19 protein-coding genes and 2 pseudogenes are annotated in these 24,393 nt (G+C 73.1%); 16 read left to right on the top strand and 5 right to left on the bottom strand.

Annotation, left to right across the window (positions count from 1 at the left end; translation table 11 throughout):
* Window position 1: 1 nt before the first annotated feature.
* The 4 genes from NE235_RS29075 to NE235_RS29090 form a co-directional block, all read right to left on the bottom strand.
* Window positions 2-2,554 carry an MMPL family transporter gene (locus NE235_RS29075; protein WP_252808469.1) on the bottom strand — a complete coding sequence of 851 codons (2,553 nt, stop codon included), beginning with the start codon at window positions 2,552-2,554 and terminating at the stop codon, window positions 2-4.
* A 12-nt stretch (window positions 2,555-2,566) separates the two neighbouring features.
* The gene (locus NE235_RS29080; protein ID WP_308206171.1) at window positions 2,567-4,306 is read right to left on the bottom strand and encodes a fatty acyl-AMP ligase; all 1,740 of its coding nucleotides are present in this window, start codon (window positions 4,304-4,306) and stop codon (window positions 2,567-2,569) included.
* Window positions 4,307-4,468: 162 nt separating this feature from the next.
* Complete coding sequence (locus NE235_RS29085; protein ID WP_252808470.1) at window positions 4,469-6,409, bottom strand: substrate-binding and VWA domain-containing protein; 1,941 nt, start codon at window positions 6,407-6,409, stop codon at window positions 4,469-4,471.
* Between the two features lie 184 nt (window positions 6,410-6,593).
* Entirely contained in the window at window positions 6,594-6,992 is a 399-nt protein-coding gene (locus tag NE235_RS29090) for a VOC family protein (protein ID WP_252808471.1), read from the bottom strand.
* Between the two features lie 123 nt (window positions 6,993-7,115).
* Between NE235_RS29090 and NE235_RS29095 the strand changes: the two genes are divergently transcribed.
* The 6 genes and pseudogenes from NE235_RS29095 to cydC form a co-directional block, all read left to right on the top strand.
* A complete protein-coding gene (locus NE235_RS29095) occupies window positions 7,116-7,790 on the top strand; it encodes a response regulator (protein WP_252808472.1) in 675 nt (224 codons plus the stop codon).
* A gap of 210 nt (window positions 7,791-8,000) precedes the next feature.
* Window positions 8,001-9,167 carry a cytochrome ubiquinol oxidase subunit I gene (locus NE235_RS29100; protein WP_252808473.1) on the top strand — a complete coding sequence of 389 codons (1,167 nt, stop codon included), beginning with the start codon at window positions 8,001-8,003 and terminating at the stop codon, window positions 9,165-9,167.
* 14 nt (window positions 9,168-9,181) lie between these two features.
* A complete protein-coding gene (locus NE235_RS29105; RefSeq protein WP_252808474.1) occupies window positions 9,182-10,129 on the top strand; it encodes a cytochrome d ubiquinol oxidase subunit II in 948 nt (315 codons plus the stop codon).
* 149 nt (window positions 10,130-10,278) lie between these two features.
* Window positions 10,279-10,788, top strand: a pseudogene (locus NE235_RS29110) (ABC transporter transmembrane domain-containing protein); the annotation flags it as partial.
* Window positions 10,789-11,125: 337 nt separating this feature from the next.
* A complete protein-coding gene (locus NE235_RS29115) occupies window positions 11,126-11,518 on the top strand; it encodes an ATP-binding cassette domain-containing protein (RefSeq protein WP_252808500.1) in 393 nt (130 codons plus the stop codon).
* Window positions 11,519-11,598: 80 nt separating this feature from the next.
* Window positions 11,599-13,302 (top strand): annotated as a pseudogene (cydC, locus tag NE235_RS29120) (thiol reductant ABC exporter subunit CydC); the annotation flags it as partial.
* Here the strand turns inward: cydC and NE235_RS29125 are convergent.
* Window positions 13,280-13,627: a TFIIB-type zinc ribbon-containing protein gene (locus tag NE235_RS29125; RefSeq protein ID WP_308206172.1), complete on the bottom strand. Its 348-nt coding sequence runs from the start codon at window positions 13,625-13,627 to the stop codon at window positions 13,280-13,282. The pseudogene cydC and the gene NE235_RS29125 overlap by 23 nt on opposite strands.
* Window positions 13,628-13,870: 243 nt before the next feature.
* Between NE235_RS29125 and NE235_RS29130 the strand changes: the two genes are divergently transcribed.
* The 10 genes from NE235_RS29130 to NE235_RS29175 all read left to right on the top strand — a co-directional run bounded on the left by NE235_RS29130 (window position 13,871) and on the right by NE235_RS29175 (window position 24,389).
* Window positions 13,871-14,356 carry a hypothetical protein gene (locus NE235_RS29130; protein ID WP_252808505.1) on the top strand — a complete coding sequence of 162 codons (486 nt, stop codon included), beginning with the start codon at window positions 13,871-13,873 and terminating at the stop codon, window positions 14,354-14,356.
* A 1,328-nt stretch (window positions 14,357-15,684) separates the two neighbouring features.
* On the top strand, window positions 15,685-16,413 hold the full coding sequence (locus NE235_RS29135) for an IclR family transcriptional regulator (protein WP_308206175.1): 729 nt from the start codon (window positions 15,685-15,687) through the stop codon (window positions 16,411-16,413).
* Window positions 16,414-16,477: 64 nt separating this feature from the next.
* The gene (locus NE235_RS29140; protein ID WP_252808476.1) at window positions 16,478-17,344 is read left to right on the top strand and encodes an NAD(P)-dependent oxidoreductase; all 867 of its coding nucleotides are present in this window, start codon (window positions 16,478-16,480) and stop codon (window positions 17,342-17,344) included.
* 89 nt (window positions 17,345-17,433) lie between these two features.
* The gene (locus NE235_RS29145) at window positions 17,434-18,573 is read left to right on the top strand and encodes a ferritin-like domain-containing protein (RefSeq protein WP_252808477.1); all 1,140 of its coding nucleotides are present in this window, start codon (window positions 17,434-17,436) and stop codon (window positions 18,571-18,573) included.
* A gap of 166 nt (window positions 18,574-18,739) precedes the next feature.
* Window positions 18,740-19,327, top strand: coding sequence for a septal ring lytic transglycosylase RlpA family protein (locus NE235_RS37790; RefSeq protein WP_308206173.1), 588 nt, complete (start codon window positions 18,740-18,742; stop codon window positions 19,325-19,327).
* 339 nt (window positions 19,328-19,666) lie between these two features.
* On the top strand, window positions 19,667-20,818 hold the full coding sequence (locus tag NE235_RS29155; RefSeq protein ID WP_252808478.1) for a sensor histidine kinase: 1,152 nt from the start codon (window positions 19,667-19,669) through the stop codon (window positions 20,816-20,818).
* A complete protein-coding gene (locus tag NE235_RS29160; RefSeq protein WP_252808479.1) occupies window positions 20,815-21,480 on the top strand; it encodes a response regulator transcription factor in 666 nt (221 codons plus the stop codon). Before NE235_RS29155 ends, NE235_RS29160 begins: the two co-directional genes overlap by 4 nt.
* Window positions 21,481-21,577: 97 nt before the next feature.
* Entirely contained in the window at window positions 21,578-22,459 is an 882-nt protein-coding gene (locus NE235_RS29165) for an ABC transporter ATP-binding protein (protein WP_252808480.1), read from the top strand.
* Window positions 22,460-22,488: 29 nt separating this feature from the next.
* A complete protein-coding gene (locus tag NE235_RS29170; protein ID WP_252808481.1) occupies window positions 22,489-23,232 on the top strand; it encodes an ABC transporter permease in 744 nt (247 codons plus the stop codon).
* Window positions 23,232-24,389 (top strand): sensor histidine kinase, encoded by a 1,158-nt coding sequence (locus NE235_RS29175; RefSeq protein WP_252808482.1) that lies wholly within the window; start codon window positions 23,232-23,234, stop codon window positions 24,387-24,389. The genes NE235_RS29170 and NE235_RS29175 overlap by 1 nt, the downstream gene beginning before the upstream one ends.
* The last annotated feature ends 4 nt before the right edge of the window (window positions 24,390-24,393 follow it).

The following is a 24,393-nucleotide window of genomic DNA, read 5'->3' on the forward strand; positions in this document are numbered from 1 at the left end:
CTCAATCCTCCGGTGTCTTCCAGTGCCACCCGGGTCCATCCGGGTTGGGAACGATCTCTCGCTGAGGGCGGGGGGCGTTCCGGCCGCCGTCCGCCTCCTCGGGTGTCTCACGGGACGCCAGGGCCTGGCCGTTGACGGCCGCGACCCGGCGCAGGATCTCGTCGGCGAGCGTCGCCTCGGCCTGCTCACCCGTGATCGGCGGCCCGGCCGGCGCCGGGCGCTGCGGGACGGGTCGCCGTGCGCGCCGTTCCGCTCTCAGTTCGGCCAGTCGCTGTGCCTGCCGTGTCCGGGGTACGGGGGCCGCCGCGACGAGCGCGGGTTCCCGGAGGGCCTCGTCCACGGCGGGTGGGTCCTCCTCGACCGTGGCGGTGTCCGCGGCCGGTGGCGGTTCGTCGTGTTCACCGAGGTCGACGCGGGAGTGGAGGGCGCGCAGGGGACGGGGCAGCCACCAGTTCGCCGGGCCGAGGAAGCGCATCGTCGCCGGGACGAGCAGCATCCGGACGAGGGAGGCGTCGACGACGATCGCCGTGAACATGCCGACGCCGATGAGTTTGACCAGGGTGATCTCCGCAGTGGAGAACACCGCGATCACGACGAGGAACAGCAGCGCCGCGCTGGAGATGATGCCGCCCGTACGCTGCAGGCCGATGGCGACGGACCGGGCGTTGTCCCGGGTCCGGTCCCACTCTTCGCGGACGCGGCTGAGCAGGAAGACCTCGTAGTCCATCGACAGGCCGAAGACGGTGAGCAGGACGAGGATGAGGGTCGTCGGCTCGGTCGTACCGGTCGGGGTGAAGCGCAGCAGGCCCGCGAGGTGGCCGTCCTGGAACCCCCACACGATCGCGCCGAACGACGCGCCGAGGGACAGCAGGTTCATGGCGACGGCCTTGAGCGGCAGCACGATCGACCCGAACGCCAGGAACAGCAGCAGGAACGTGACCAGCCCGATCACCGCGCCGACCGCGGGCAGGCGGCGCCGCAGGCTGTTCATCATGTCCATCTGGGCGGCCGTCGGGCCGCCGACGTCGGCGTACAGGGCCTCCCGCCGCAGCGGGACGGCACGGATACGGCGCACGAGGTCGCGGGCCTCGTCGCTCATCGCGCCGTACCGGTGGCGGACGGAGATGCGCACCGCGGCGTACTTGTCGGCGTACCCGGTGATCCCCACGCTGGTGACGCCGGGCAGGTGCCGCAGGCGGTCCTCATAGCCGGTGATGAACGACGGCACCGGCCGCTTCTTCGACGGTACGAAGTTCTTCGGGATGAGGTCGCCGGACAGGACGACGTCGATCGGGTCCTTCGAGCCGGTGGGGAACTCCCGCTGGAACGCCTCGTACAGCTGGCGGTTCGGGCTGCTCGCCGGCAGCACGCGCACGTCGGTCAGGCCGAACCGTACGTGCAGGAACGGCGTCGTGAGCACGCCGAGGACGGCCATGACGCCGACGAAGAACAGGACCGGGTGGCGCATGACGCCGGTCGCCAGGCGGTACCACGGGCCGCTGTCGCGCCGCTCCGTCCGCGTCCGGCGGCGCCAGGGCATCCGGCCGAACTCCACCCGGGGGCCGAGCAGGGCGAGCAGCGCGGGCAGCAGGACGAGCGCGCCGGCGACCGCGACCGCGACGACCGCCATCCCGCCGAGGCCGACCGAGCGCAGGAACATCTGCGGGAACAGCAGCAGGCCGCTGAGCGCGGTCGTCACCGTGATGCCGGAGAAGGCGATCGTGCGGCCGGCGGTCGCCATCGTGTTCGCCAGGGCCGACGGCCGGTCGGCGCCGCCCGCGAGCTCCTCCCGGAACCGGTTGACGACGAAGAGGGAGTAGTCGATCGCCAGGCCGAGGCCCATCATCGTGATGACCTCGGCGCTGAACGACGAGACGTCGGTGACCATCGTCAGCAGCCGCAGGACCGTGAACGCCCCGACGATGGAGAACGCGCCGACGACGAGCGGCAGCCAGAATGCCCCGAGGCTGCCGAACACCACGAGCATCAGCACGAGCAGCACCGGGAAGGAGATCGTCTCGGCGCGAGCCAGGTCGCCCTGCGTCCGGGTGTTGAACTCCTTGGCCAGCGCCACGCCCCCGCCGACCCGTACGCTCAGGCCCGGCGCGCCGAACCGGTCCTTGATGACGTCGTACGACGCGGCCTTGGCCGGGTCGTCGCCGGCGAGCTGCACGGCGGCGAACGTCGCGTGCCGGTCCTTGGACGCGAGCTCGGTGACGCGCGGGGTCTGGCTCCAGTACGTCAGGACGTTGCGGATCCGGTTCCGCGGCAGGCGGGCGAGGGTCGTGGTGACCGCGCCGCGGAAGCGCGGGTCGTCGATGGTCAGCCGGTCGCTGCGGTAGATGACGAAGACGTCGGGCGTGGAGTTGCTGAAGTACTGCGCGGACAGCTTCGCGACGAGCGAGGACGAGGAGTGCGGGTCGTCGAAGCCGCCGCTCTTGAGCCGCGCGACCGCACCCGACCCCCACATGCCGGACAGGACCGCGAACGCCAGGCACAGGGCGAGACAGCTCAGCCGTCGTCGATGGACGAGACGTCCCAGCCCGGCGAACATCGCTGCCCTTCGTTACCGGATCACGGGCAGCGTCCCGGCGAGGTACCGCTCCCGGCAGGCACTGCGCGCGATCTTTCCGCTGGACGTACGGGGGACCCCGCCCGGCTCGACGAGCACGAAGTCGTCCAGCCGCAGCTCGTGGGCGGCGCCCACGGCGCGACGTACGGCGCGGGCGATGTCACCGGCGGGGACGCCCTCGCCGCGCCGGCCGCGTTCGGCGACGACCACGACCCCCTCACCGTCCGCACCGGCGAGCGCGAACGCCGCCACATGGTCGCGCCGGATCCCCTCGTGCGCCTCCTGCGCGCTGACCTCCACATCCTGGGGATAGTGGTTGCGGCCGTCGACGATGATGAGGTCCTTGATCCGGCCGGTGACGTACAGCTCGCCGCCGTGGACGACGCCGAGGTCGCCGGTGCGCAACCAGCCCCCGGCGGGCAGCCCGCCGGCCGGGTCCGCCAGGACCGCGCCGAACACCTCGGCGGTCTTGTCCGGGTTGCGCCAGTAGCCGGGTGAGACGTTCGGGCCGTGTACCCAGATCTCCCCCACCCGGCCGTCCGGCAGCTCGGCCCGTGACTCCGGGTCGACGATGGCCACGTGCTGGCCGGTCGGCGTGCCGCAGGACACCAGGACGGTGTCGCCGCCCGGCCGCGCCTCGCCCTCGCCCAGCGCCACCCGGTCGAACGCGGTGAACCGCGGCTCGCCCCGCGTCTTGCTGGAGACGTACACGGTCGCCTCGGCCAGGCCGTACCCCGGTGACTGCGCGGCGGGCCGCAGCCCCGCCGGCGCGAACGCCTCGGCGAACCCGCGCACGGTGTCCGGCCGGATCGGCTCCGCGCCGTTCAGCGCGACCCACAGGCCGTCGAGCCGCAGCCGCGCCTTCTCCTCCTCGGTGACCCGGGCCGCGCAGTACTCGTACGCGAAGTTCGGCCCCGCCGTGATCACGTCGTCGTGCTCGGACAGCAGCTCCAGCCACCGCAGCGGCTCCATCACGAACGCCACCGGGTCGGTCAGAACGAGGTGGTTGCCGTGCACCAGCGGCAGGGCCAGCGCCAGGATCAGCCCCATGTCGTGGAACAGCGGCAGCCAGCTCACGCCGACCGTCACCCGTGGCCGCGCCTCGTACGCGGCCCACACCTGCAGCGCGTTCGCGGTGAGGTTCCGGTGGGTGATCTGCACGCCGGCGGGCGCGCGGGTCGACCCGGAGGTGTACTGCAGGTACGCGACGTCGTCCGGGGCGAGCTCCTCGCCCTGCCAGGAGGCGGCGAGCGAGACGTTCACCGTGTCGGCCAGGACGATGTCCTTCGGCCGGGGCGCGCTCTGCTCGTCCAGGAACCGCTCCACCTGCGGGAGCGCGGACGTCACGGTCACGACCACGGACGGGTCCGCGTCGCCGTACGAGCGGATCAGCCGGTCGGCGTGCCCGGGCAGGTCCGGGGAGAAAAGCGGCACGGCGATGAGCCGGGCGTACAGCGCGCCGACCATCGTGGTGAGGTACTCCAGGCTCTGCGGCATCAGCAGCGCGACGCGCTCACCGGGTTCGGCGACCTCGCGCAGCCGGGCGGCGATCGCCCGCGCCCGCCGATGCAGCTGCCCCCAGGTGAGCTCCTGCCGCTCGCCCGCCGGATCGGTGGCGTAGTCGACGAACGTCAGGGCCGGCGCGGACGGCATCTCGGCCGCCCGGCGCGCCACCGCCGCGACGAGCGGCTCGTCCAGGGCTCCGGGTTCCAGCGGCCGACCGCTCAGTGCCACGTCCGCACTCCCTGCCTCGCCACCGGCCGCACGGCCGACACCACCCGTGATCATCGTGACCGCGCGAAGCTATCGCAGGACGCGGAGGCGCTACTTGCCCCCGCACCCACATTCGCCCCACCGCCCTTGTCACCCCAGTGACAACCGGATGAGCCGATGGGCTCAGCCGCACTTTCGCGTGGAGCAGATTCGCTGTTCGATGATCTCCTGGAGGATCCGCTGGACGTCCGATGAGTTCATCGCGTGATACGCGGCGCCGTTGGTCTCCTCGGCGATGCTCTGCATGGTCTTCATGTCGACGGACGGGCCGAAGCCGATGGCCAGGACCGGGATCGGCCGGTCCGGGTCGTTCTCCTTCGCGAGCGCGCGCCGCAGTTCGCTGAGGGAGATGCCGGAGGAGTCGTCGTTCTTACCGTCGGTGAGCAGGAGGACGTTGTTGTAGTAGCCCTGCTTGTAGGTCTTCCGCAGCGAGCGGACCGCCGCGAGCACCGTGTCGTACAGGCCGGTGTCGCCGTCCGGCTTCGGCCGTATCCGGCCGAGGACGCCGAGGATCGCCTGACGGCGGGTGCCCGACCCCGATCGGGCCGAGAGCGGCCCGATCGGCACGTCGATGCGGTAGTCCCGCTTGCCGACCAGGTTCGTGGAGAAGGTCCACAGGCCCACATCGGTGTCGTCGGGCAGCGTCGCCAGAGCGCCCGTTCCGATCTTCGCGGTCGCCTCCAGGCGGCTCACCCCGCCGTGGACCGGCTCGGCCATCGACCCCGACACGTCGAGCACGCACAGCGCGCGGGCGGTCAGCGACAGCCTGCTCCAGACCTGCATCGCCTGCGTCACGTCGCCGGCCGACGGGGTCGGCAGCGCCCGCGGGACCTGGGGGTTCAGCCCGCCGGCGGCGAAGTCCTTGCCGGGACGGCCGTCCGGGGTGCGGAAACCGAGCGCCTGGACGGCGGCCCGCGCCTGTCCGGTGTTCATCGCCTGCGCCAGTAGGGACGTGGCGCCGGCGCGGGTACGGTCGCCGGTGGTCACCGTGAACGGGTAGTCGAGGCTGAGGAGTCCCTCGCGGGGGTAGATCGCGGCCGCCGGGTCGGTCGTGGCGTGGTTGTACTTCCACACCGCCTGCTCGGGGGCGATCAGCACGGGGGCCTTGCCGTCCTGGTTCCGTGACAGGCGGGCGAGCAACGCCTGGGTGGTCGGCGACACGTTCTTCCGCACGTCCTGGACGAGCCGGCTGAAGACCGGCAGCGCGTTCGGGTCGTGCTGGAGCAGGACGCGGGTCATGACGATCGTGCCGATGCCGGCCGCCTGACTCGCCGGGTCGAGGATGTGCAGCCGGACGGGCTTCGCGCCCTTCTCACCGGCGCCGGAGGGCGCCGCCGCCGATTTGAGCAGCGTCTCCCAGCTCGGCGGAGTCTTCTGCCCGGACATCGCGGTGGCGAGCGAGCGCGGCATCGCGACGACGACCGGGGTCCTGGCCACGGAGAACGGAACCGGGCCGCCCCCGGCCGCGCCCGGCGAGACGTGCGCCTGGGCGAGCCAGATGGAGGAGTCGGGGATCCAGACGTCCGGCTTGGCCGTCCCCGGGGCCGGCACCGCGCCGGAGAGCGTTCTGGCCACTCCGGCCGGCTCCGCCGCCTGCACGCCGGCGCGGACGCACCTGCCGTCGATCGAGTGGTGTTCCTCGTTGAACGTCCGGCTGATCCGTGTGACGGCCGGCGCGATGTCCGGCGCCGCGACGACGTTCAGCGTCAGCGGGTCATCGCCGCACCCCGACCCGCCGGACAGCGCGTACACGGCCACCCCGGCCAGGAGCACCACGCCGGTGACCCCCGCCAGCAGACCGATCAGCAGGCGCCTCCTCCGGTGCCGCGCCGCCCGCTGGTGTCCCAGGTGACCGGGGCCGAGGTCCCAGGGGTCCGGCGGGCGGATCCCGGCACCGGTCGCGCCCAGCCCGGCGGAGACCGCCGGGTGCGCGCGGGGTCCGGTGGTCGAACGCCCGGCGCCACCGGCGGCGTCGTCGTGCCCGAACAGGTCGGGGCTGGTCGCCTTCGACGGCGACTCACCGCTGACCGGCGGTGACTCTTCGAATCGCACATATTCCGACATGCCGCCACGATCAGGATTCTTGCGGCGGTTTCCGCGCACGACCGTCCTCATTTCGACTGTCGGGATACGACGCGGAACTGTAGTACCTGGGATAAGTGCGGCAAAACACGCTAAAGGAAATTCAACCCTGAGTCACCGACATAACACTCAGAAGAAGGGAAGCGCCGCCGGGCGGTTTCTCCTCCTACTGCCCGTAACGCTGCAAGGCCTCCGGAGTGACCGGGGTGAAGAAGTTGACCAGGTTGCCGTCCGGGTCGCGGAACAGCAGCGACCGGTTGCCCCAGGGCTGCGTGACGGGCTCACCCACGAAGTCGATGTCGAAGCCCTTGAGCCTCTCGAACTCCGCGTCGACGTCCTCGACGCGGAACTCGACGATCACGCTCTGATTGGCCGCCGGGCGGGGCGCGTTCGCGCCGAGGCCCTGCACCGTGCGGGTGCTCCCGATGGCGAGCCTTCCGACCGGGGTGATGATCTCGGCGAACTCGTCCGTGGGGCGGTCCGCCACCTGGCCCGTCGCCTTCTCGTAAAAGTCGGCGAGCCGGGCGACGTCCTCGGTGATGACGCGAATCGAAGCGAAGTGCATGGCGATCTCCCATGAGTCTGACCTGTGGTGACGCAGACTCTAGGCGGCATACCGGGCAGAATCCGCCCGGTATTCGAGAACGATCGTGAAGGCGATCGGGCCCGCCGGTGTGATGATGGGCACGTGCGTTCCCCCATCAGGGTCGTCCTGGCCGACGACCAGAGGCTCGTACGGGCCGGGTTCCGGTCGATCCTCGACAACGAGGACGACATCAGCGTGATCGCCGAGGCCGGTGACGGGGCCGAGGCGGTGCGGCTCGCGGCGGCCGAACGCCCGGACGTCGTCCTGATGGACATCCGGATGCCCGTCCTCGACGGGCTGGAGGCCACCCGCCGGATCGTCGCCGACGAACGCCTCCGCGACGTCAGGGTCGTGATCCTCACGACGTTCGAGCACGACGACTACGTCTACGGCGCGCTGAAGGCCGGGGCCAGCGGCTTCATGGTGAAGGACACCGAGCCGCTCGAGCTGATCCACGCCGTACGGGTCGTGGCGCGCGGCGACGCGCTCCTCGCGCCGTCGGTGACCCGCCGCCTGATCGGGGAGTTCGCCGCGCGCCTCAAGGAACCGCCGCCGTCCGTCGAGCTGAACGCCCTGACCGACCGCGAACGCGAGGTCCTCGAGCTCATCGGGGCGGGACTGTCCAACGACGAGATCGCCGAACGGCTCGTCGTCAGCCCGGCGACGGCGAAGACGCACGTGAGCCGCGTCCTCACCAAGCTGCGCGCCCGCGACCGGGCGCAGCTCGTCGTCCTGGCGTACGAGTCGGGCCTGATCCGCCCCGGCTGGCTCGGCTGAGCCTCGGACCGCGTCTCCTCCTTCCGGAGGAAGGCCTACAGCGCGTGCGGTAGGGCGTCGATCAGGGCTGCATCGCCGGATGTACGGCGAATGACACGCGTAGCCGGACGCCGGACGACCGCGTGATCGACTTTGCTACCAGGGTGCCCGGCCCGCGGGAACTCCCCCGGGCCCCGTCGCACGCAGACCGCGGCCGGACCTGGAGGACCGTTGAGCACCCTGGCGCTCGCCCGATCGTTGTTCGCCCTCACGGCGGGCACCCATTTCCTGTTCGTCGCGCTGACGCTCGGCCTCGCGACGATCGTCGCGATCGTCCAAACCAGGGCGGTGTTCGGAGGCGGGGACGCGCACCTGCGGATGGTGCGGTTCTGGGGGCAGCTGTACGTCATCAACTACGCGGTGGGCATCGTCACCGGGCTGCTGATGGAGTTCCAGTTCGGCCTGGCCTGGCCGGGCCTGGCGGATCGGGCCCCGGGCGTCTTCGGGGCACCGCTCGCCCTCGAGACGCTGGTCGCCTTCTTCGTCGAAGCGACCTTCCTCGGCCTGTGGATCTTCGGGTGGGACCGGCTCAACCGCCACGCCCACCTGGCGCTGATCTGGATCGTCACCCTGACCGCGTACGCCTCGGCGTACTTCGTCCTCGTCGCGAACGGCTTCCTGAACCACCCCGTCGGATACGTACGGATCGGCGGCGCGCTGCGCGTCGACTCCACCGCCGCGCTGTTCACGAACCCGGCGGCGCTGCTGCCGCTCGCGCACGTCGTCTCCGGCGCGTTCCTGACCGCCGGGTTCTTCATGGCCGGGGTGAGCGCCTGGCACCTGCTGCGCGGGCATGAACCGGACCTCTACCGGCGGTCGCTGCGGATCGGCCTGAGCGCCGCCGCCCTCGCCGTCCTGCCGACGGCGGCGTTCGGCGGCGTGCAGTTCCCGTACGCGCACAACGACGGAGGCGTACGGCCCCTGACCGGGCTGAGCGCGAACCTCATGATGGCGGCCTGGGCGTGGATGGCGGTCGTGGCGCTCGTCGCGCTGGTGAAACTGCCGTTCCGAGCCTGGCTCCTGCGCGGGCGCATCTTCCTGCGCGTCCTGCCGGCGACGCTGCCCCTGCCGTACGTGGCCATGCTCGCCGGCTGGATCTACCGCGAGACCGGACGCCAGCCCTGGATGATCTACGGCGTGCTGCGGACCGAGGACGCCGTACGCCCGATCGGCCACGGGGCGATGCTCGCGGCGTCCACCGGCGTGACGGTGCTGTTCGCGGCCCTCGTCCTCGTGAACGTCACGCTGCTCCGGCGGTACGCGCGGCTCGGCCCGGACGGCGCCGCACTCGGCCACGCCGAGCTCCCGGCCCGGCCCGAGCCCGTCCCCTCCTTCTGATCCGGAGCGCACTCGTGGACACCTTCGCGTTCTTCCTGCTCGGCTTCTTCGTCGTCGGGTACTTCCTGCTGGCCGGCGCCGACATCGGCGTGGGCATGCTGCTGCCGTTCCTCGGCCGCGACCGCCGGCTTACCCTCGCGGCGATCGCCCCGTTCTTCCTCGGCAACGAGGTGTGGCTGGTCGCCGCCGCCGGCCTGCTGACCGCGCTGTCCCCCACCCTGGAGGCCGACCTGTTCGGCCGCGCCTGGGGCGCGCTGATCGTCCTCATCCTCGCGTGGATCCTCCGCGACACGGGGCTGTGGCTGCGCGGACGTCGTACGGGACGGGCCTGGCGGCGGCTCTGGGACGGGGCGATCGTCGCGGGCAGCTGGGGCGTCGCCGCGTCCTGGGGCCTGACGATCGGCGTCCTGATGGGCGGCGGCGGACTCCTGTTCACCGTGACGACGTGCGGCCTGTTCGCCCTGCACGGCGCGGTCTTCGCCGTCGTACGGCTCGGCACCGGCGCCCCGCGCGCGGTGGCACGGTGGGTGATCCGGGCGACACTCCTCGCCGGAGTGCCCTGCACCGTCGGGGCCGGCACCGGCGACCTCGCCACGACCGTGCCCGTCGCGCTCTCGCTCGCCGCGGTGCTGGCCGTCGCATGGATCACGATCGCGCGACGGGACGGCACGGGCGGAGAGAACGGCGCGGGAAGAACGGCCAGCGCGGGCGGAACGGACGGGGTAGGCGGAACGGACGGCGCGGGCGGCCGGGCGCGGGAGGGGTGGGCGCTGGCGGCGTCCGCGCTCGCCATCACCGCCGTGCCGCTCCTCGGCGGGCTCAACCTGCCGCACGCCTCCCTGGCGGACGACGCCACCCCGACACTCGCGGTCGCCGGCCCGCTGATCCCGGTCCTGCTCGCGGCCCAGGCGTGGGTGTGGTGGACCTTCCGCGGCCGGGTCGAACGGCCGTCGTACCTGTGACGGCCTACCTGCTGTTCGCGCTCGCGCAGGGCGTGCTCGTCGTCGCCCAGGCCGACCTGCTGTCCCGGGTCCTGGCCGGGAGCGCGGCGCTCCTGCCGCTGACGGCGGTCCTGGCCGGCCGCGCCGTCCTCCTCGCGGGACAGGGCGGCGTGTTCCGGTGGACGGCGGCCCGGCGCAAGGAGGAGCTGCGCCGCCGGCTGCTCCGCGCCGGCGGCCCGGCCGCGGACGTCACGCTGCTCGGCCGGGGGCTCGACGCCCTCGACCCCTTCTACGCCGGGTACCTCCCGCAGCGGTACGCCGCCGCGATCGTCCCCCTCGCGGTGCTCGCGCGGCTCGCGGTGGCGGACTGGCCGTCGGCCCTGGTCATCACCGTGACGCTGCCGCTCATCCCGGTCTTCGGGGCGCTCGTGGGATGGCGGACCAGGGAGGCGACCCGGCGGCAGTGGGGCCTGCTGCACCGGCTGGGCGGTCACTTCCTCGACGTGGTCGCCGGGCTGCCGACGCTTCGCGCGTACGGCCGGGACGAGGCGCAGGCGGCGGTGGTCCGCGCCATGGCCGACGGCCACCGGCGGGCGACCGTGCGCACGCTCCGCATCGCCTTCCTGTCGTCGTTCGTGCTGGAGGTCGCCGGCACGCTGTCGGTCGCGCTGGTGGCCGTACCCGCGGGGCTCCGGCTGCTGAACGGCTCGCTCGACCTGCGGACGGCCCTGCTGGTCCTTCTCCTGGCGCCGGAGGCGTACCTGCCGCTGCGACTGCTGGGGACCCGGTTCCACGCCGCCGCCGAGGGACGCGCCGTCCTCGACCAGGTGACGGAGATGCTCGCCGAGCCGGGCGGTCCGTGTCCGCACGGGTGGCGGCCAGGGACCGGACCGGCGGAGCGACGGGACCGGGGCGGCCCGCGCCCGGCCGTGACCGGCCGGCGCGCCGGACCGGCGGCGGATCGGCGGGCGGCGCCGCGGGCGCCGCCGCGTCGCGTACGTTCCGCAGCACCCCCACCTGTTCGCGGGCACGGTCGCCGACAACATCCGCCTCGGCCGCCCCGACGCGGAGAACGACGCCGTACGCGCCGCCGCGGAGGCCGCCGCCGCCCACGACTTCATCGCCGAACTGCCGGGCGGGTACGACGCGCCGCTCGGCGAACGCGGGCTCGGCCTGTCCACCGGGCAGCGGCAGCGCATCGCGATCGCCCGCGCGCACCTGATGGACGCGCCGATCGTGGTGCTGGACGAGCCGACGGCGCGGCTCGACCTGGCGGCCGAGGCGGCGGTCGCCGCCGCGGCCGCCCGGCTGCTCGACGGGCGTACCGCCCTGCTCGTCGCCCACCGCCCGGCGCTGCTGGACATCGCCGACCGCGTCGTCCACCTGAGCGGGCGGGAGGCGTACGCCTGATGAGACCGTCCATGAAGCCGGCCGGACCGGCCGAAGGGGGCGGGATGAGGCGGCCGATCGAGGGCCGGGAAGTGCTCCGCCTGACCGGGGCGGTGGCCGCCGGTACGAGCGCCGAACTCTGCGCCGTCGCGCTGACCGCGACCGCCGCCTGGCTCGTCGCGCGGGCGGGACAGCATCCGCCGCTGTCCGCGCTGGCCCTGGCGATCGTGGGCGTCCGCGCGTTCGCGCTGTTCCGTGGCGTCCTCCGTTACGCGGAACGGCTCGTCGGTCACGACGCGGCCCTGCGCGTCCTCGCCGGTCTGCGCGTCCGCGTCTACGAGGCGCTGCGTCGTTCCGCCGACCCGGCGGCGGGCGCGCCGCCGAGGACGCCGCGGGACGCGGAGGCGGTGCAGCGGATGGTCGCCGACGTCGAGTCCGTGCAGGATCTCCTGCTGCGCTGCCTCCTGCCCGCCTCGGTCGCGTGGCTCACGGGCCTGGCCGCGGTCGCGGTGGCGGCCGTCCTGCTGCCCGCGGCCGGCGCGGTCCTGGCCGGTGGTGTCGTGCTCAGCGGAGTGGCGCTGCCCGCCCTCGCCGCCCGCGCCGCGCGGTCGGACGCCCGCCGCGCCGCCGGGGCCCGCGCGGACCTCGCGGTGTGCGCCCTCGACGTACGGCGCGGCGCGGCGGACCTCGCGGCGTTCGGCGCGACCGGGCGCTTCGCCGCCCGCGCGGAGACGGCGGCGGCCCGGCTCGCCCGGCTGGAGCGGCGGGCCGGGGCGATCGAGGCGGCGGTCGCGGCCCTCGGCGCGGCCCTCCAGGGCGGCACCGTGCTCGCCGTGCTCTGGACGGCCCGCCGGAGCGGCGCGGACGGCGTCCTGGTCACGGTGCTCACGCTGACCGCCCTGGCCGCGCTCGACGCGGTGCTGCCCGTCGCCGAGGCCGCCCGGCGGCTGTCGGAGGTCCGGCCCGCCGCCCACCGGGTGCTCGGCCTCCTGCGGGCCGGCGGGCGGCCCCGCCCCCACCGGGCGTTCGTCCCGGCGCCAGACCCGCGCCCGTCACTCGAACTGCGCGGCGTCCGCGTGGCGTACGCGCGCGACGGAGGCGGCTCCGTCCCGGCGCTGGACGGCGTCGACCTGCGTCTCCCCGCCGGGCGCAAGGTCGCGGTGGTCGGCGCGAGCGGCGCGGGCAAGAGCACCCTCCTCGGCGTCCTGACCGGTGAGGTCAGGCCCGAGGGCGCGGTCCTGCTGGGCGACGCGCCACTGGGCGCGTACGACCCGCGCGACGTCCGGGCGACCGTGCGCGGCCTCACCCAGGACGCGCACGTCTTCAACGCCTCGATCCGGGCCAATGTGACGCTGGCCCGGCCCGGCGCCACCGACGCCGAGGCGACCGACGCCGCATGCCGGGCCGGGCTGCTCGACTGGATCGAGGCGCTGCCCGGCGGCTGGGACACCCTCGTCGGCGACAGCCGGCTGTCCGGCGGGCAGCGGCAACGGCTGCTGCTCGCCCGCGCGCTGCTGGCCGACCCGCCGGTGCTCGTCCTCGACGAGCCCACCGAGGGCCTCGACCTGGCGACCGCGGACCGGCTGGTCACGGACCTGCTCACCGACCGGCGCACGGTCGTGCTCGTGACCCACCGGCTCGCGCCCCTCGCGGCGGCCGATGAGATCGTCGTACTCGACCGTGGCCGGGTCGTCCAACGCGGCCCCCACCGCGACCTCGCGGGAGTTCCCGGCCCTTATCGAGATCTCTGGGCGACGGAAAGCCGCCCCGGCACCGTCCCCGCTATTCCGCGTCCGCGGGCGTGAAGATCTGATGCATGATCCCCCGCCGGTGGCGGCCGTGGTAGGAACCGACGTCGTCGGTGTCGGCATCGAGTTCGGCCAGGTAGTCGCTCTCGGCGTCGATCAGTCGCTCCAGCTCCCCGCGGTCGAGGAAGACGCCGTGGCAGCCGGCGCATTCCTCGATCATTACCCCATTACGTTCCCGAACGTCCCATTCGCCGGAACACTTCGGACACGTCATCCCCGTCGCAGCCATTGCGGCTCCCCTGTGAACGAATTCGGCGATCAGTAAGACTAATAACGATCGCCGTAAGAGGGAACGTTTTCGGCGCGACACTTCTTTGATCATGAGGGCTTCGGAAGGCCTCCACGGGTGGGGCCCGGCGTCTTGGGCCTGACCGACCGCATCCGCCTCCGGAACGGCAGCGCGGTCCGGTTCCGCCGCAGGATCACCAGACTCGCGAGCCACAGGAGGAGCGTCTCGGCTGCCACGGCGATCCCGAGGGCGGCCGTCCAGGACCGCCGACCGTCCCGGAGCGAACTCGCCGGTGTCACGGCGGTCAGCTCGGACCCTCCCTCCGGCCGCGGTGGCATGGACGCCGGACCCAGCGCGACGCTCGGCAGCACCGGCCCGGTCGGGCTCGCCGACGGCCGCCCGGAGGCGCCCGCCCCCGGAACGACGGGAGCGGCGGCAGCGGCCGAGCCGGGCAGGGGCACGGGCCCGGCTCCCGTCTCCGCACCCGCCGCGCCGACCGGCCCGGCGGGTGCGGCCGGCGGAGCCGGTGTGGCCGGACGAGCATGCGGAGCCGGTGGGGCGGGCGGAACCGGCGGGACCGCCGCCGCTCCGGCCGGTGCCGCCGGTCGCGCGTGCTCGGCAGGCCGGGGAGATCCGGCGGCCGGACCGCCCCTCGGCGACGGCCGCGCCGCACCGGTCGCGGACGAACCGCTCTTGGCGGCGGGCCGCGCCACACCGGTCACGGACGGGTCGCGCCTGGCGGAGGGCCGTGTTCCCGCGGCCGAGGACGGATCGCCCCCGGCGGAAGGCCACACCCACCCGAACGCGGACGGGCCGTTCTGAGGCCGGACGTGAGCCGGAGGCCGGGCGTGCGGACTCGCCGCACCCGGCCCATGGGGCGTCCGCTGCGGGGCCGTCGCCGGAGCGGCGCTCCCCGCCCCCGTGCCTCGGGCCGGTCCGGTGCCTCCCGCACCGTTCGAGGGCCTGGCACTCGCCGTGCCATGCGGCGGCACGGCGGTTCCCGGCCCTGCCGGTGACCCGGCGGTCGATGGGACCGCGGAGCCGGACGCCATGCCGAGAGACGGGGACCCGGACGCCGTTCCGAGAGACGGGGACCCGGACGACCCGGCCGGCGCGGACGCGGCCGGTGAAGCGGCGTGTGCCGATGGCGCGGCGGCCGGGTACGGGCTCGCAGCCGGGGCGCCCTCCGCCGAGGTCGCCGGCGCGGAGCCCACCGGCACAGAGGCCACCGGAGCGGAGCTCACCTGGACGGAGGCCACCGGAGCGGAGCTCGCCGGGCCTGGGGCCGCCGATGCGGAGTTCGCCGGGCCCGGGGGCGCCGCCGATGCCGGAGCCGGCCGGGTGAGGGCCTGGCCGGGCCGGACGGTCCGGAGCAGGGCCACGGACCGATACGGAGAGCCGGCCGCGCTCGCCTCCACCGTCACGGGCGGCTCACCGCGGACGAACCCGCCCGTCCGTAGCCGCACGCGAAGGGTTCGCGCCGTGGCCAGGTCGCCGAGGTCGCAGCGGAGCACGGTCGCCGGCCCGCTCGTCGCGCAGGGCGCCGCGGAGGGCTCCCAGGCCGCGGGTCCCTCCGTCGTCAGCACCAGCCGCACGCCGGTCGCGGTGCCGCCGACCGGCCGTACCCGGACGGCGTACTCCACCGCTTCGGGCGTCACCGCGGCGACCGCGACCGTGGCGTCGACGCGCACGTCCCGTACGGGCGCCGCCGGCCTGGCGAACGCCGACCCGGTCGGCGCGGGCGCGACGAGCGCCGACGCCGGCAGGGCCGGCTCCGGAAGCGGGATGTGCCACGCGACCGCCGGAACGGTCACCGCGGCCGTACCGACGGCGGTCAGCACCGTCCTGGACACCGGCTGCACAGCTGTACCCCCACGAACGCGTGTCGGCCTCCGGGGGGACGGGCCAGGAGCCCGCGAGGCAATCGTTTCCACTACTACCGCACGATCGCGGAGCGTAACCAGGGCCGTCGCGCGTTTCGGCGAAGCCGAACGTTGTTTCTACACTTCCGTCAGGTGTCGAGAGGAGTCCGCGTGGCGACCGAGGATCCGGGGGTGCCGTCCGCTCAGCCGCCGGCCGCGCTCCCCGCCGGGGAACGAGCCGCCGGGGAGCGGCCCGCCGAGGCGCCGGTGGAGCGGTCCGCGTCGGGCGTGCGCTCACTGGAGCGCGCCTTCGAGCTGCTGGAGCATCTGGCCGACGCGGGCGGCCAGCTGGCCCTCACCGAGCTCGCCGAGGTGTCCGGGCTGCCGATGCCGACCATCTACCGGCTGATGCGGACGCTGGTGAACCGCGGGTACGTGCGGCAGGGGCCGTCGAAGCGGTACGCCCTCGGGCCGCGGCTGATCCGGCTCGGGGAGACCTCGGAGCGCCTGCTCGGCTCGTGGGCGCGCCCGGCGCTCGCGGAGCTCGTCGACGAGGTCGGTGAGACGGCCAACATGGCGCTGCTGGAGGGCGACGAGGCGGTGTACGTCGCGCAGGTCCCGTCCCGGCACTCGATGCGGATGTTCACCGAGGTCGGGCGGCGGGTCCTGCCGCACTGCACGGGGGTGGGCAAGGCCCTGCTGGCGCAGCTGCCCGAGCCGATGGTCCGGGAGATCATCGGCCGTACCGGCATGCCCGCGTACACGCCGCACACGATCACCGATCCGGCGGCGCTGCTGGAGGAGCTGACGCGCATCCGGCAGCGCGGGTACGCCCTGGACGAGCAGGAGCAGGAGATCGGGGTGCGGTGTGTCGCCGTGCCGGTGACGGACACCCCGGCGCTGGCCGCGATCTCAGTGTCCGGGCCGCACGGCCGGCTCACCAACGAGGTGATCGAGGAGGTCGTGCCGATCATGCGCCGTGCCGCCGGGCAGCTCGCCCGGCGCCTCTCCGCGTAGTGCTGTAATCGGAAACACTGGTCGAATTCGGATCGTGTGTCACGGCCTGGGTAAGGGAGTCGCCATGGATCAGCTCACCGTCGCCGTACTCGGAACCGGGATCATGGGCGAGCCGATCGCCCGCAACCTGCTGCGCGCCGGATTCGCCGTACGCGTGTGGAACCGGACCCGCGCCAAGGCGGAGCCGCTCGCGGCCGACGGCGCCCGCGTGTGCGACGAGCCCGCCGAGGCCGCCGACGGCGCCGAGGTCGTCATCACGATGCTGCACGACGGCGAGGCCGTCGAGAACGTCATGGCCGGTGTGCTCCCGGCGATGGAGGAGGACGCGGTCTGGGCGCAGATGAGCACGGTCGGGGCCGAGGCCGCCGACCGTCTCGCGGACCTGGCCCGTAAGCGCGACGTCCGTTTCATCGACTGTCCCGTGCTGGGCACCCGCAAGCCCGCGGAGGACGCGGCGCTCACCGTCCTTGCCGCCGGGGCCCGGGACGAGCGCGCCGACCGGGTCTTCGACGCGATCGGCTCCCGTACGGTCCGGGTGGGCGAGGGCACCGAGGCGTCCCGGCTGAAGCTCGTCCTCAACAGCTGGGTGCTCGCGCTGACCACGGCCACCGGGGAGGCGATCGCCCTGGCGGAGGCGTTCGGGCTGGATCCGCGGCTGTTCCTCGAGACGATCGCGGGCGGGTCGCTCGACTCGCAGTACGCCCAGCTGAAGGGCAAGGCGATCCTGTCCGGGGAGCTCCCGGCGAGCTTCAAGGCGGTCGGCGCCGCCAAGGACGCGGGCCTGGTCGCGGCCGCCGGCCGGGCGGCGGGTGCGCAGCCCCGGGTCGCCGAGGCCGTACGGGACCAGCTGCGGCGGGCGGTCGAGCTCGGTCACGGCGACGAGGACATGGCCGCCGTCTACTACGCCGCCCGCGCGTCCGGTTCGGAGTGAATCTCGGGGTATGACCTTCCCGGGGCGTGCTTTACGTGCTACCAACAAATGTAAAGCCGATCCCCTGGGTTCCTCGGGAGGTTCCCCCGATGACGACGCGCGACCGCTACACGAGCCCCGTTCCCGACGGCACCTGGGACGTGCCCGCCGCAGGCGCGGCAAGGTTCACCTGGGAGTACGAGGACGGCCGGGACCGCCTGCTGGCCCTCTACCAGAAGGGCAAGGACAAGCAGTGGGACGCCCAGAAGCGCATCGACTGGGACCTCCCCGTCGACGTCAACAACGTCGCCGGGTTCCCCGATGAGTTCAACCCGCTGACCGGGTCGGACATCTGGGAGCGGATGCCCCAGAAGGCGCGCGACGAGTTCGGCCGGCACCAGGGCGCGTGGCTGTTCAGCCAGTTCCTGCACGGTGAGCAGGGCGCGCTGACCGTCTCGGCGCGGATCGTCGAGTCCGTGCCCGACCTGGACTCGAAGTTCTACGCCGCGACCCAGGTCATGGACGAGGCCCGGCACGTCGAGCTGTACAAGAAGTTCGTCGACGAGAAGCTCGGCATGTACTACCCGATCAACCAGGATCTGGCGAAGCTGCTGGAGGAGTCGCTCACCGACGGCCGCTGGGACCTGCCCTATCTCGGCATGCAGGTGCTGATCGAGGGCCTCGCCCTGGCGTCCTTCGGCCTGTACCGCGACATGTCGACCAACCCGCTGGTCAAGCAGCTCCTCGCGTACGTCATGCAGGACGAGGCGCGGCACGTCGCGTTCGGCCGGCTGGCGCTGAAGGACTACTACGCCGAGCTCACCGAGAAGGAGCGGGCGGAGCGCGAGGAGTTCGTCGTCGAGGGCTGCTACCTGATGCGCGACCGTTTCAAGGGCAAGGAGATCTTCGAGACCCTCGGCATGCCGGTCAAGGAGTGCATGGCCTACGTCGACAACGGCCCGATCTACCAGCTCTACCAGTCGCTGCTGTTCAGCCGGATCGTCCCGTGCGTCCGCGACATCGGCCTGTGGGGCGACAAGGTGCAGAAGGCGTACGCCGACATGGGCGTGCTCGACGCCGCCAAGGGCGACCTCGTCCAGCTGATGCGGCAGGACGAGCAGATCGCCGAGGACCTCGATCGGGCCAGACACGAGCAGGAGCTGGCCGAACGCCGCGCGGAGGTGCACGCGGCGATCGCCGAGGGCGCCGCCGAGCAGGACGGCGCGGCCGGGGAGGGCGCCGCCGGGTAGCCCCGGCGGAACCCCTGCCGAAAGCGGCGAGTCACCCACGATCACGGTCGGTCGCGGCCTATCGTCGGGAACTCGCGCGCGGAGCCTCGGTGTTCCGCGCGCGGTCGGGCGCGTGGCCGGGTTCCGGCCGGCGCCCGATGTCCTGTTCCCTACCGAAGGACGCTCTGTGGGTGGTTCCGGCCGGCATCGCCAGGTTCACCGATTCTCACGCCTTCGCACCGGTCTCCTCGCGGCCGCCGGGCCGGCCGCCGCGACGCTGGTCGCGACCGCCGCGACCGTCGCGGCCCTGATCGGATCCGGGCGGTCCGCGCCGCGGGCGGACGGCGGGGCGGCGGTCGTTCCCGCGGCCCCGCCGAAGCTCCCCGCACGAGCCGCCCGTGCGCTCCGCCGCGTCCCGGTCCGGGCCCGGCCCGTACGGCACCGGGCGGCCCGGGGATCGGCCCGCCCGGCACCGAGGACCGAGGTCGTGGGCGGCGGCAGGTGCGACGCGTCGTTCTACGAGACGGGCACGGCGACCGCGAGCGGCGCACCGTACGATCCCGAGGCGCTCACGGCGGCGCACCGTACGCTGCCGATGGGGTCGCGGGTCCGGGTGACCAACCTGCGGAACACCCGCTCCGTCATCGTCCGGGTCAACGACCGCGGACCCTTCGTCCCCGGCCGGTGCCTCGACCTGTCCGCGGCGGCGATGCGGGCCATCGGCGGGATGCTCTCCGGGGTGATCCCGGTGCGGTACGAGGTACTGGCCGTCTGATGCCGGCCGCCTGACGGATCCCGGACATGTGAACGCCCGCGACAGGCCCCTTCCCCCAAAGAAGCACTCATCGCGGGCGTTCACCTTCGCAGCCTGGACGGGTACAGATCCAAGGCCTGCGGATCCGGCCGTCACGTCGTGTCCCCCGTTGAATCCCCCAATTCATCACGACGGTCCGGCCGTACAAGGTGGTCCGTGGTCTTGCACTAGCTACGCTATGTGAGAGGGACACGGCATTCCGTCCACCCTCGGTTGACACTTCCCCGTACACCCCCGGTTGACCTGCGGCTTTGCCGTGTTTTGGGGTTGACGGGACATGTATCGACCGATGATCGGAATGTGGCTGTGAGCGGATCCACGGTGCGGGCCGGAAAGTCCGTCACTCTGGCCGACATCATCTTGTCGGCCGGGGTCTTCGCCGTGTCCATTCCGTTGGTTTACGGAGCACGCGAGTCGGCCATCGTAATCCCCCTCACCGCGGTGAACGCGACCCTGCTGCTCGCCAAGAAGCGCCTCCCCCTGGCGACACTCGCCGGCGTCCTCGTGGTGGCGGCCGTACGGGCGATGCTGCTGCAGCGCGCCTACCCGATCACTCCGGCCACCGTCGTCGCCCTGTACGCGGCCGGTCGCTACCGCGGCCGCGCCACGGCGCTGGCCGCGGCGGCCGGCACGATACTCGTCGGGTTCACCGTCTCCGAGCTGAGCGAACGGATCCCCTCCTACACCCTGCACAACGTCCGCGACCTCGGCTGGGTGGTCTTCGCCGTCCTCGCGGGCGCCTGGGTGCGCAGCCAGCGGATCTACGTCCGCGATGTCGAGGAGCGGGCCGCGCGCGCCGAGCGGGAACACGACGAGGAGGCGCGGCGCAGAGTCGCGGAGGAGCGGGTGCGCATCGCGCGGGAACTGCACGACATCGTCGGTCACGCGCTGATGTCGATCAACATCCTGTCATCGGTGAGCTCCCGGATCGTCGAGCGCAACCCGGACGCCTGCCGGGACGCGATGGACCAGATCCGCGGGGCCAGCAACGCGGCCCTCGGGGAGATCCGCAGCACGCTGAGCCTGCTCCGCGAGGGCACCGAGCCGCTCAAGAACCCCGAGCACGGGATCGAGGACCTCGGCGCGCTGATCGAACAGGCCCGGCTCGGGGGCATGCCGGTGACGTACAAGTCCTACCTCGACGACCGGCAGGTCCCGGCGATCATCGGGTTCACGGTCTACCGGATCGTCCAGGAGGCCCTGACCAACGTCTCCCGGCACGCGAAGGACGTCACCAAGGTCGTCGTCGCGATCGCCTCCGCGAACGGTCACCTGGACGTGTCCGTCGTCAACGACGGCGCTCCGGCGACGCCGAGCGAGGGCGGCGGAATCGGCCTGCAGGGGATGCGCGAACGCGTCACCGCCACCGGCGGCCGCCTGACCACCACGGCGCTTCCGGGCGGCGGCTTCCGCGTCCACGCCCGTCTGCCGCTGAAGGAGACATCCGCATGACGATCCGCGTCCTGCTGGCCGACGACCAGACGACCGTACGGGCCGGGTTCCGTATGCTCATCGACTCGACCGACGACATGCACGTCGTGGCCGAGGCGGCCAACGGGATCCGCGCCATCGAGCTGGCCCGCGCCACCGTGCCGGACGTCGTCCTCATGGACATCCGGATGCCGGGCATGGACGGCATCGAGGCCACCCGCCGGATCACCTCCGATCCGACGCTGCCCGACGTGCACGTCCTGATCCTCACGACGTTCGAGCACGACGAGTACATCTTCGGGGCGCTGCGGGCGGGAGCCGCCGGGTTCCTCCTCAAGGACACCGACCCCGACGACCTCCTGGAGGCGATCCGGGTGGTCGCCTCGGGAGACGCGCTGCTGGGCCGCGGCCTGACCCGCCGGGTGATCAAAGAGCTCGTCGCGCAGCCACAGCACCCGGAGCCGGGCGGCAAGGACCTCGATGTGCTGAGCGAACGCGAGCGGGAGGTCCTACTGCAGATCGCGTACGGCCTGACGAACGAGGAGATCGCCGCCAAACTGCACCTCAGCCCCGCCACCGCCAAGACCTACGTCCACCGGATCATGACGAAGCTGCACGCCCGCGACCGCGTGCAGTTGGTGATCTTCGCCTACGACCAGGGACTCGTACGGCCCCGGCCCTGAATGGCCGATGACACCGGATCGGTGATGACAAAAGTCATCGCGAACCCAGGATCGGCCACACTAGGGCGCTGACCAGCCTGAACCTAACGTTCTTGGCATGAACGCCATCGCCTTCACCGGGGTCGCCAAGAGCTACGGATCCGTCCGCGCCGTCGAGGAGCTGGATCTCACCATCGACGCCGGCAGTACCGTCGCGCTGCTCGGCCCGAACGGAGCCGGCAAGTCCACCTCGATCGGGATGCTGCTCGGCCTCACCCGGCCGTCGGCGGGCGAGATCCGCGTCTTCGGCGACACCCCCGACGCCGCGGTCAAGCAGGGCCGGGTCGGCGCGATGCTGCAGGACGGCGCCCTCGTCCCCGGGATGACCGTCCGCGAGGTCGTCTCCTTCGTCCGCGGCCTGTACCCCGACCCGATGCCGCTGGAGGAGATCCTCACCCTGGCGAACCTGACCGACCTCGCCGGGCGCCGGGCGGACCGGCTCTCCGGCGGGCAGGCACAGCGGGTGCGGTTCGCGACCGCCATCGCCGGCGCGCCCCGGCTCCTGGTGCTGGACGAGCCCACCGCGGCGATGGACGTCGAGTCCCGCCGGTCGTTCTGGGCGAGGATGCGGGAGTACGCAGCCTCCGGGCGGACCGTCCTGTTCGCCACCCACTACCTGGAAGAGGCCGACGAGAACGCCGACCGGGTCATCGTCATCGCCCGGGGCCGGGTCGTCGCGGACGGCACCCCTCAGGAGATCAAGGCGGCGGTCGGGACCGGCACCGTCCGGTTCACGATCGGCGACCAGCCCACGGCGGGCCTGGACGCGCTGCCGGGCGTCGGCGCGGTCGACGTCCGCGGCTCGACCGCGCGCCTGCACACCACCGACCCGGACGCCACCGTCCGGGCGCTGTACGCGACGGGCCTCCGGGTCGCCGACCTGGAGGTCAAGGGCGCCGACCTCGAGGACGCCTTCCTCTCCCTCACCCACGACCGCTGACCACCCCGGACCTCGAAAGGACAGCTGCGATGCTTCGCTACCTGGGCGTTGAGATCCGGCGCATGTTCCGTGACCGGCGCTTCGTCTTCTTCACCATGGCCATCCCCGTCGTCTTCTACCTCCTCTGGTCCAACACCTTCGGCAAGGGCCCCGGCACGGTCGGTGGCACCGGCCTGGACGCCCGGACGTACCTCCTCGTGTCGATGGCCTCCTTCGGCGCGGTCGGCGCCGCGCTCACCACGACGGGCGCCCGGCTCGCCGGCGAACGCCAGAGCGGCTGGCTGCGGCAGCTCCAGGTGACGCCGCTGCGCCCCTGGGCGGTGATCGTGGTCAAGACGCTCGCGTCGATGTTCCTGGCGCTCCCGGCGATCATCCTGGTCGGGCTCGCGGGCGTGCTCACCCAGCACGTCCACCTGTCGCCCGGCGAGTGGGCCGCCATGATCGGCCTCATGTGGCTCGGCACGCTGCCGTTCGCCGCGCTCGGCACCCTGATCGGCTCGCTGGTCGGCGCCGACGCCGCGCACCCGGTCACCCTGGCCTGCTACTTCGGCCTGTCGATCCTCGGCGGGCTGTGGATGCCGGTCGACTCGCTGCCCACGGCGCTGCGCACCGTCTCCCACTGGCTGCCGTCCAACCGGTTCGCCCGGCTCGGCTGGAGCGCCGCGGGCGGGCACGTCCCGGCCGCCTCCGACGGTCTCGTCCTCGCCGGCTGGGCCCTGGTCCTCGGGATTCTGGCCGTCGCGGCCTACCGCCGCGCTACGGTTCGGTCCTGATGAACCCCTTCTTCCCCGAAGGCGCCGGTGGGACGAGCCCGTCCCGCCGGCGCCGTCTCGTCGGGATCTCCCTCGGCCTGGTCTACCTGCTCGTCTGGCCGCTGGCCGACGTGAGCCACGAACGCTCCACGGCCCGCGTCGTGCTGTCGGCCGCCGCGCTCCTGAGCTTCGTGGCCGCCTTCCTCGTACTGGCCGTCGGCAACCGGGTCTGGTCCGGGACCACGACGCGCCGCACGTGGGTCCTGCTCGGAATCGTCACGGCGATGGCGGCCGGCTACCCGCTCCTGTTCGGCCAGGAGTGGGCGGGCATGCCGATCTACCTGGGCGTCGCGTACGCGATGACGCTGCCGCCCGCGTGGGCGATGCGCGGCGTCCTCGCCGCGACCGCGCTGACCTTCGCGCTGTGCGAAGTCACCCACGTCTCCGGCGGCACGACGTTCCTGCTGACCTTCCAGACGTTCACCATCAGCCTGATCATGCTGAGCTTCCGCGGCAGCCGGATACTCATCGCGCAGCTGCAGGAGGCGCGCAGCGAGGTCGCCCGGCTGGCCGCGAACGAGGAACGACTGCGCATCGCCCGTGACCTGCACGACCTCCTCGGCCACACGCTGTCGCTCATCGTCTTGAAAAGCGAGGTCGCGGTGCGCATCGCCGACCGCGACCCGGCCAAGAGCCTGGACGAGATGAAGGACATCGAGACCGTCGCCCGGCAGGCGCTGACGGACGTACGGGCCGCGGTCAGCGGCTACCGGCGGCGCGACCTCGCCGAGGAACTCGACAACGCCCGCGAGGTGCTGGTCGCCGCCGACATCGAGCCGGCGATCAGCACCTCCGGGACGCCCCTGCCGGACGCGGTCGACGACCTGTTCGCCTGGGCCGTCCGCGAGGGCGTCACCAACATCGTCCGGCACTCCCGCGCCCGTACCGCCGGCATCTCGGTCACCCGCCTCGGCACCGGAGCCGTCCTCGAGATCACCGACGACGGGGCGGGCCCGGTGGCGAACGAGAACCCCCCGGGCGTCGGCGGCAACGGCCTCACCGGGCTCGGCGAGCGGGTCGCGCAGGCCGGCGGGTCGGTCGAGTCCGGCCCCGGCCCGGACGGCGGTTACCGGCTGGTCGTGCGCGCCCCGCTCAACGCGCCGACGCCGGCGGCGTGACAAC

Source organism: Actinoallomurus spadix, from assembly GCF_024055725.1.
Classification (GTDB): Bacteria; Actinomycetota; Actinomycetes; order Streptosporangiales; family Streptosporangiaceae; genus Actinoallomurus; species Actinoallomurus spadix.

Coding starts and splice junctions, on each gene's coding strand:
- NE235_RS29160 (WP_252808479.1), top strand. CDS start 20,815: ATGACGATCCGCGTCCTGCTGGCCGACGACCAGACGACCGTACGGGCC.
- NE235_RS29170 (WP_252808481.1), top strand. CDS start 22,489: ATGCTTCGCTACCTGGGCGTTGAGATCCGGCGCATGTTCCGTGACCGG.
- NE235_RS29125 (WP_308206172.1), bottom strand. CDS start 13,627: ATGATCAAAGAAGTGTCGCGCCGAAAACGTTCCCTCTTACGGCGATCG.
- NE235_RS29175 (WP_252808482.1), top strand. CDS start 23,232: ATGAACCCCTTCTTCCCCGAAGGCGCCGGTGGGACGAGCCCGTCCCGC.
- NE235_RS29130 (WP_252808505.1), top strand. CDS start 13,871: ATGGACGCCGGACCCAGCGCGACGCTCGGCAGCACCGGCCCGGTCGGG.
- NE235_RS29075 (WP_252808469.1), bottom strand. CDS start 2,554: ATGTTCGCCGGGCTGGGACGTCTCGTCCATCGACGACGGCTGAGCTGT.
- NE235_RS29165 (WP_252808480.1), top strand. CDS start 21,578: ATGAACGCCATCGCCTTCACCGGGGTCGCCAAGAGCTACGGATCCGTC.
- NE235_RS29090 (WP_252808471.1), bottom strand. CDS start 6,992: ATGCACTTCGCTTCGATTCGCGTCATCACCGAGGACGTCGCCCGGCTC.
- NE235_RS29140 (WP_252808476.1), top strand. CDS start 16,478: ATGGATCAGCTCACCGTCGCCGTACTCGGAACCGGGATCATGGGCGAG.
- NE235_RS29085 (WP_252808470.1), bottom strand. CDS start 6,409: ATGTCGGAATATGTGCGATTCGAAGAGTCACCGCCGGTCAGCGGTGAG.
- NE235_RS29145 (WP_252808477.1), top strand. CDS start 17,434: ATGACGACGCGCGACCGCTACACGAGCCCCGTTCCCGACGGCACCTGG.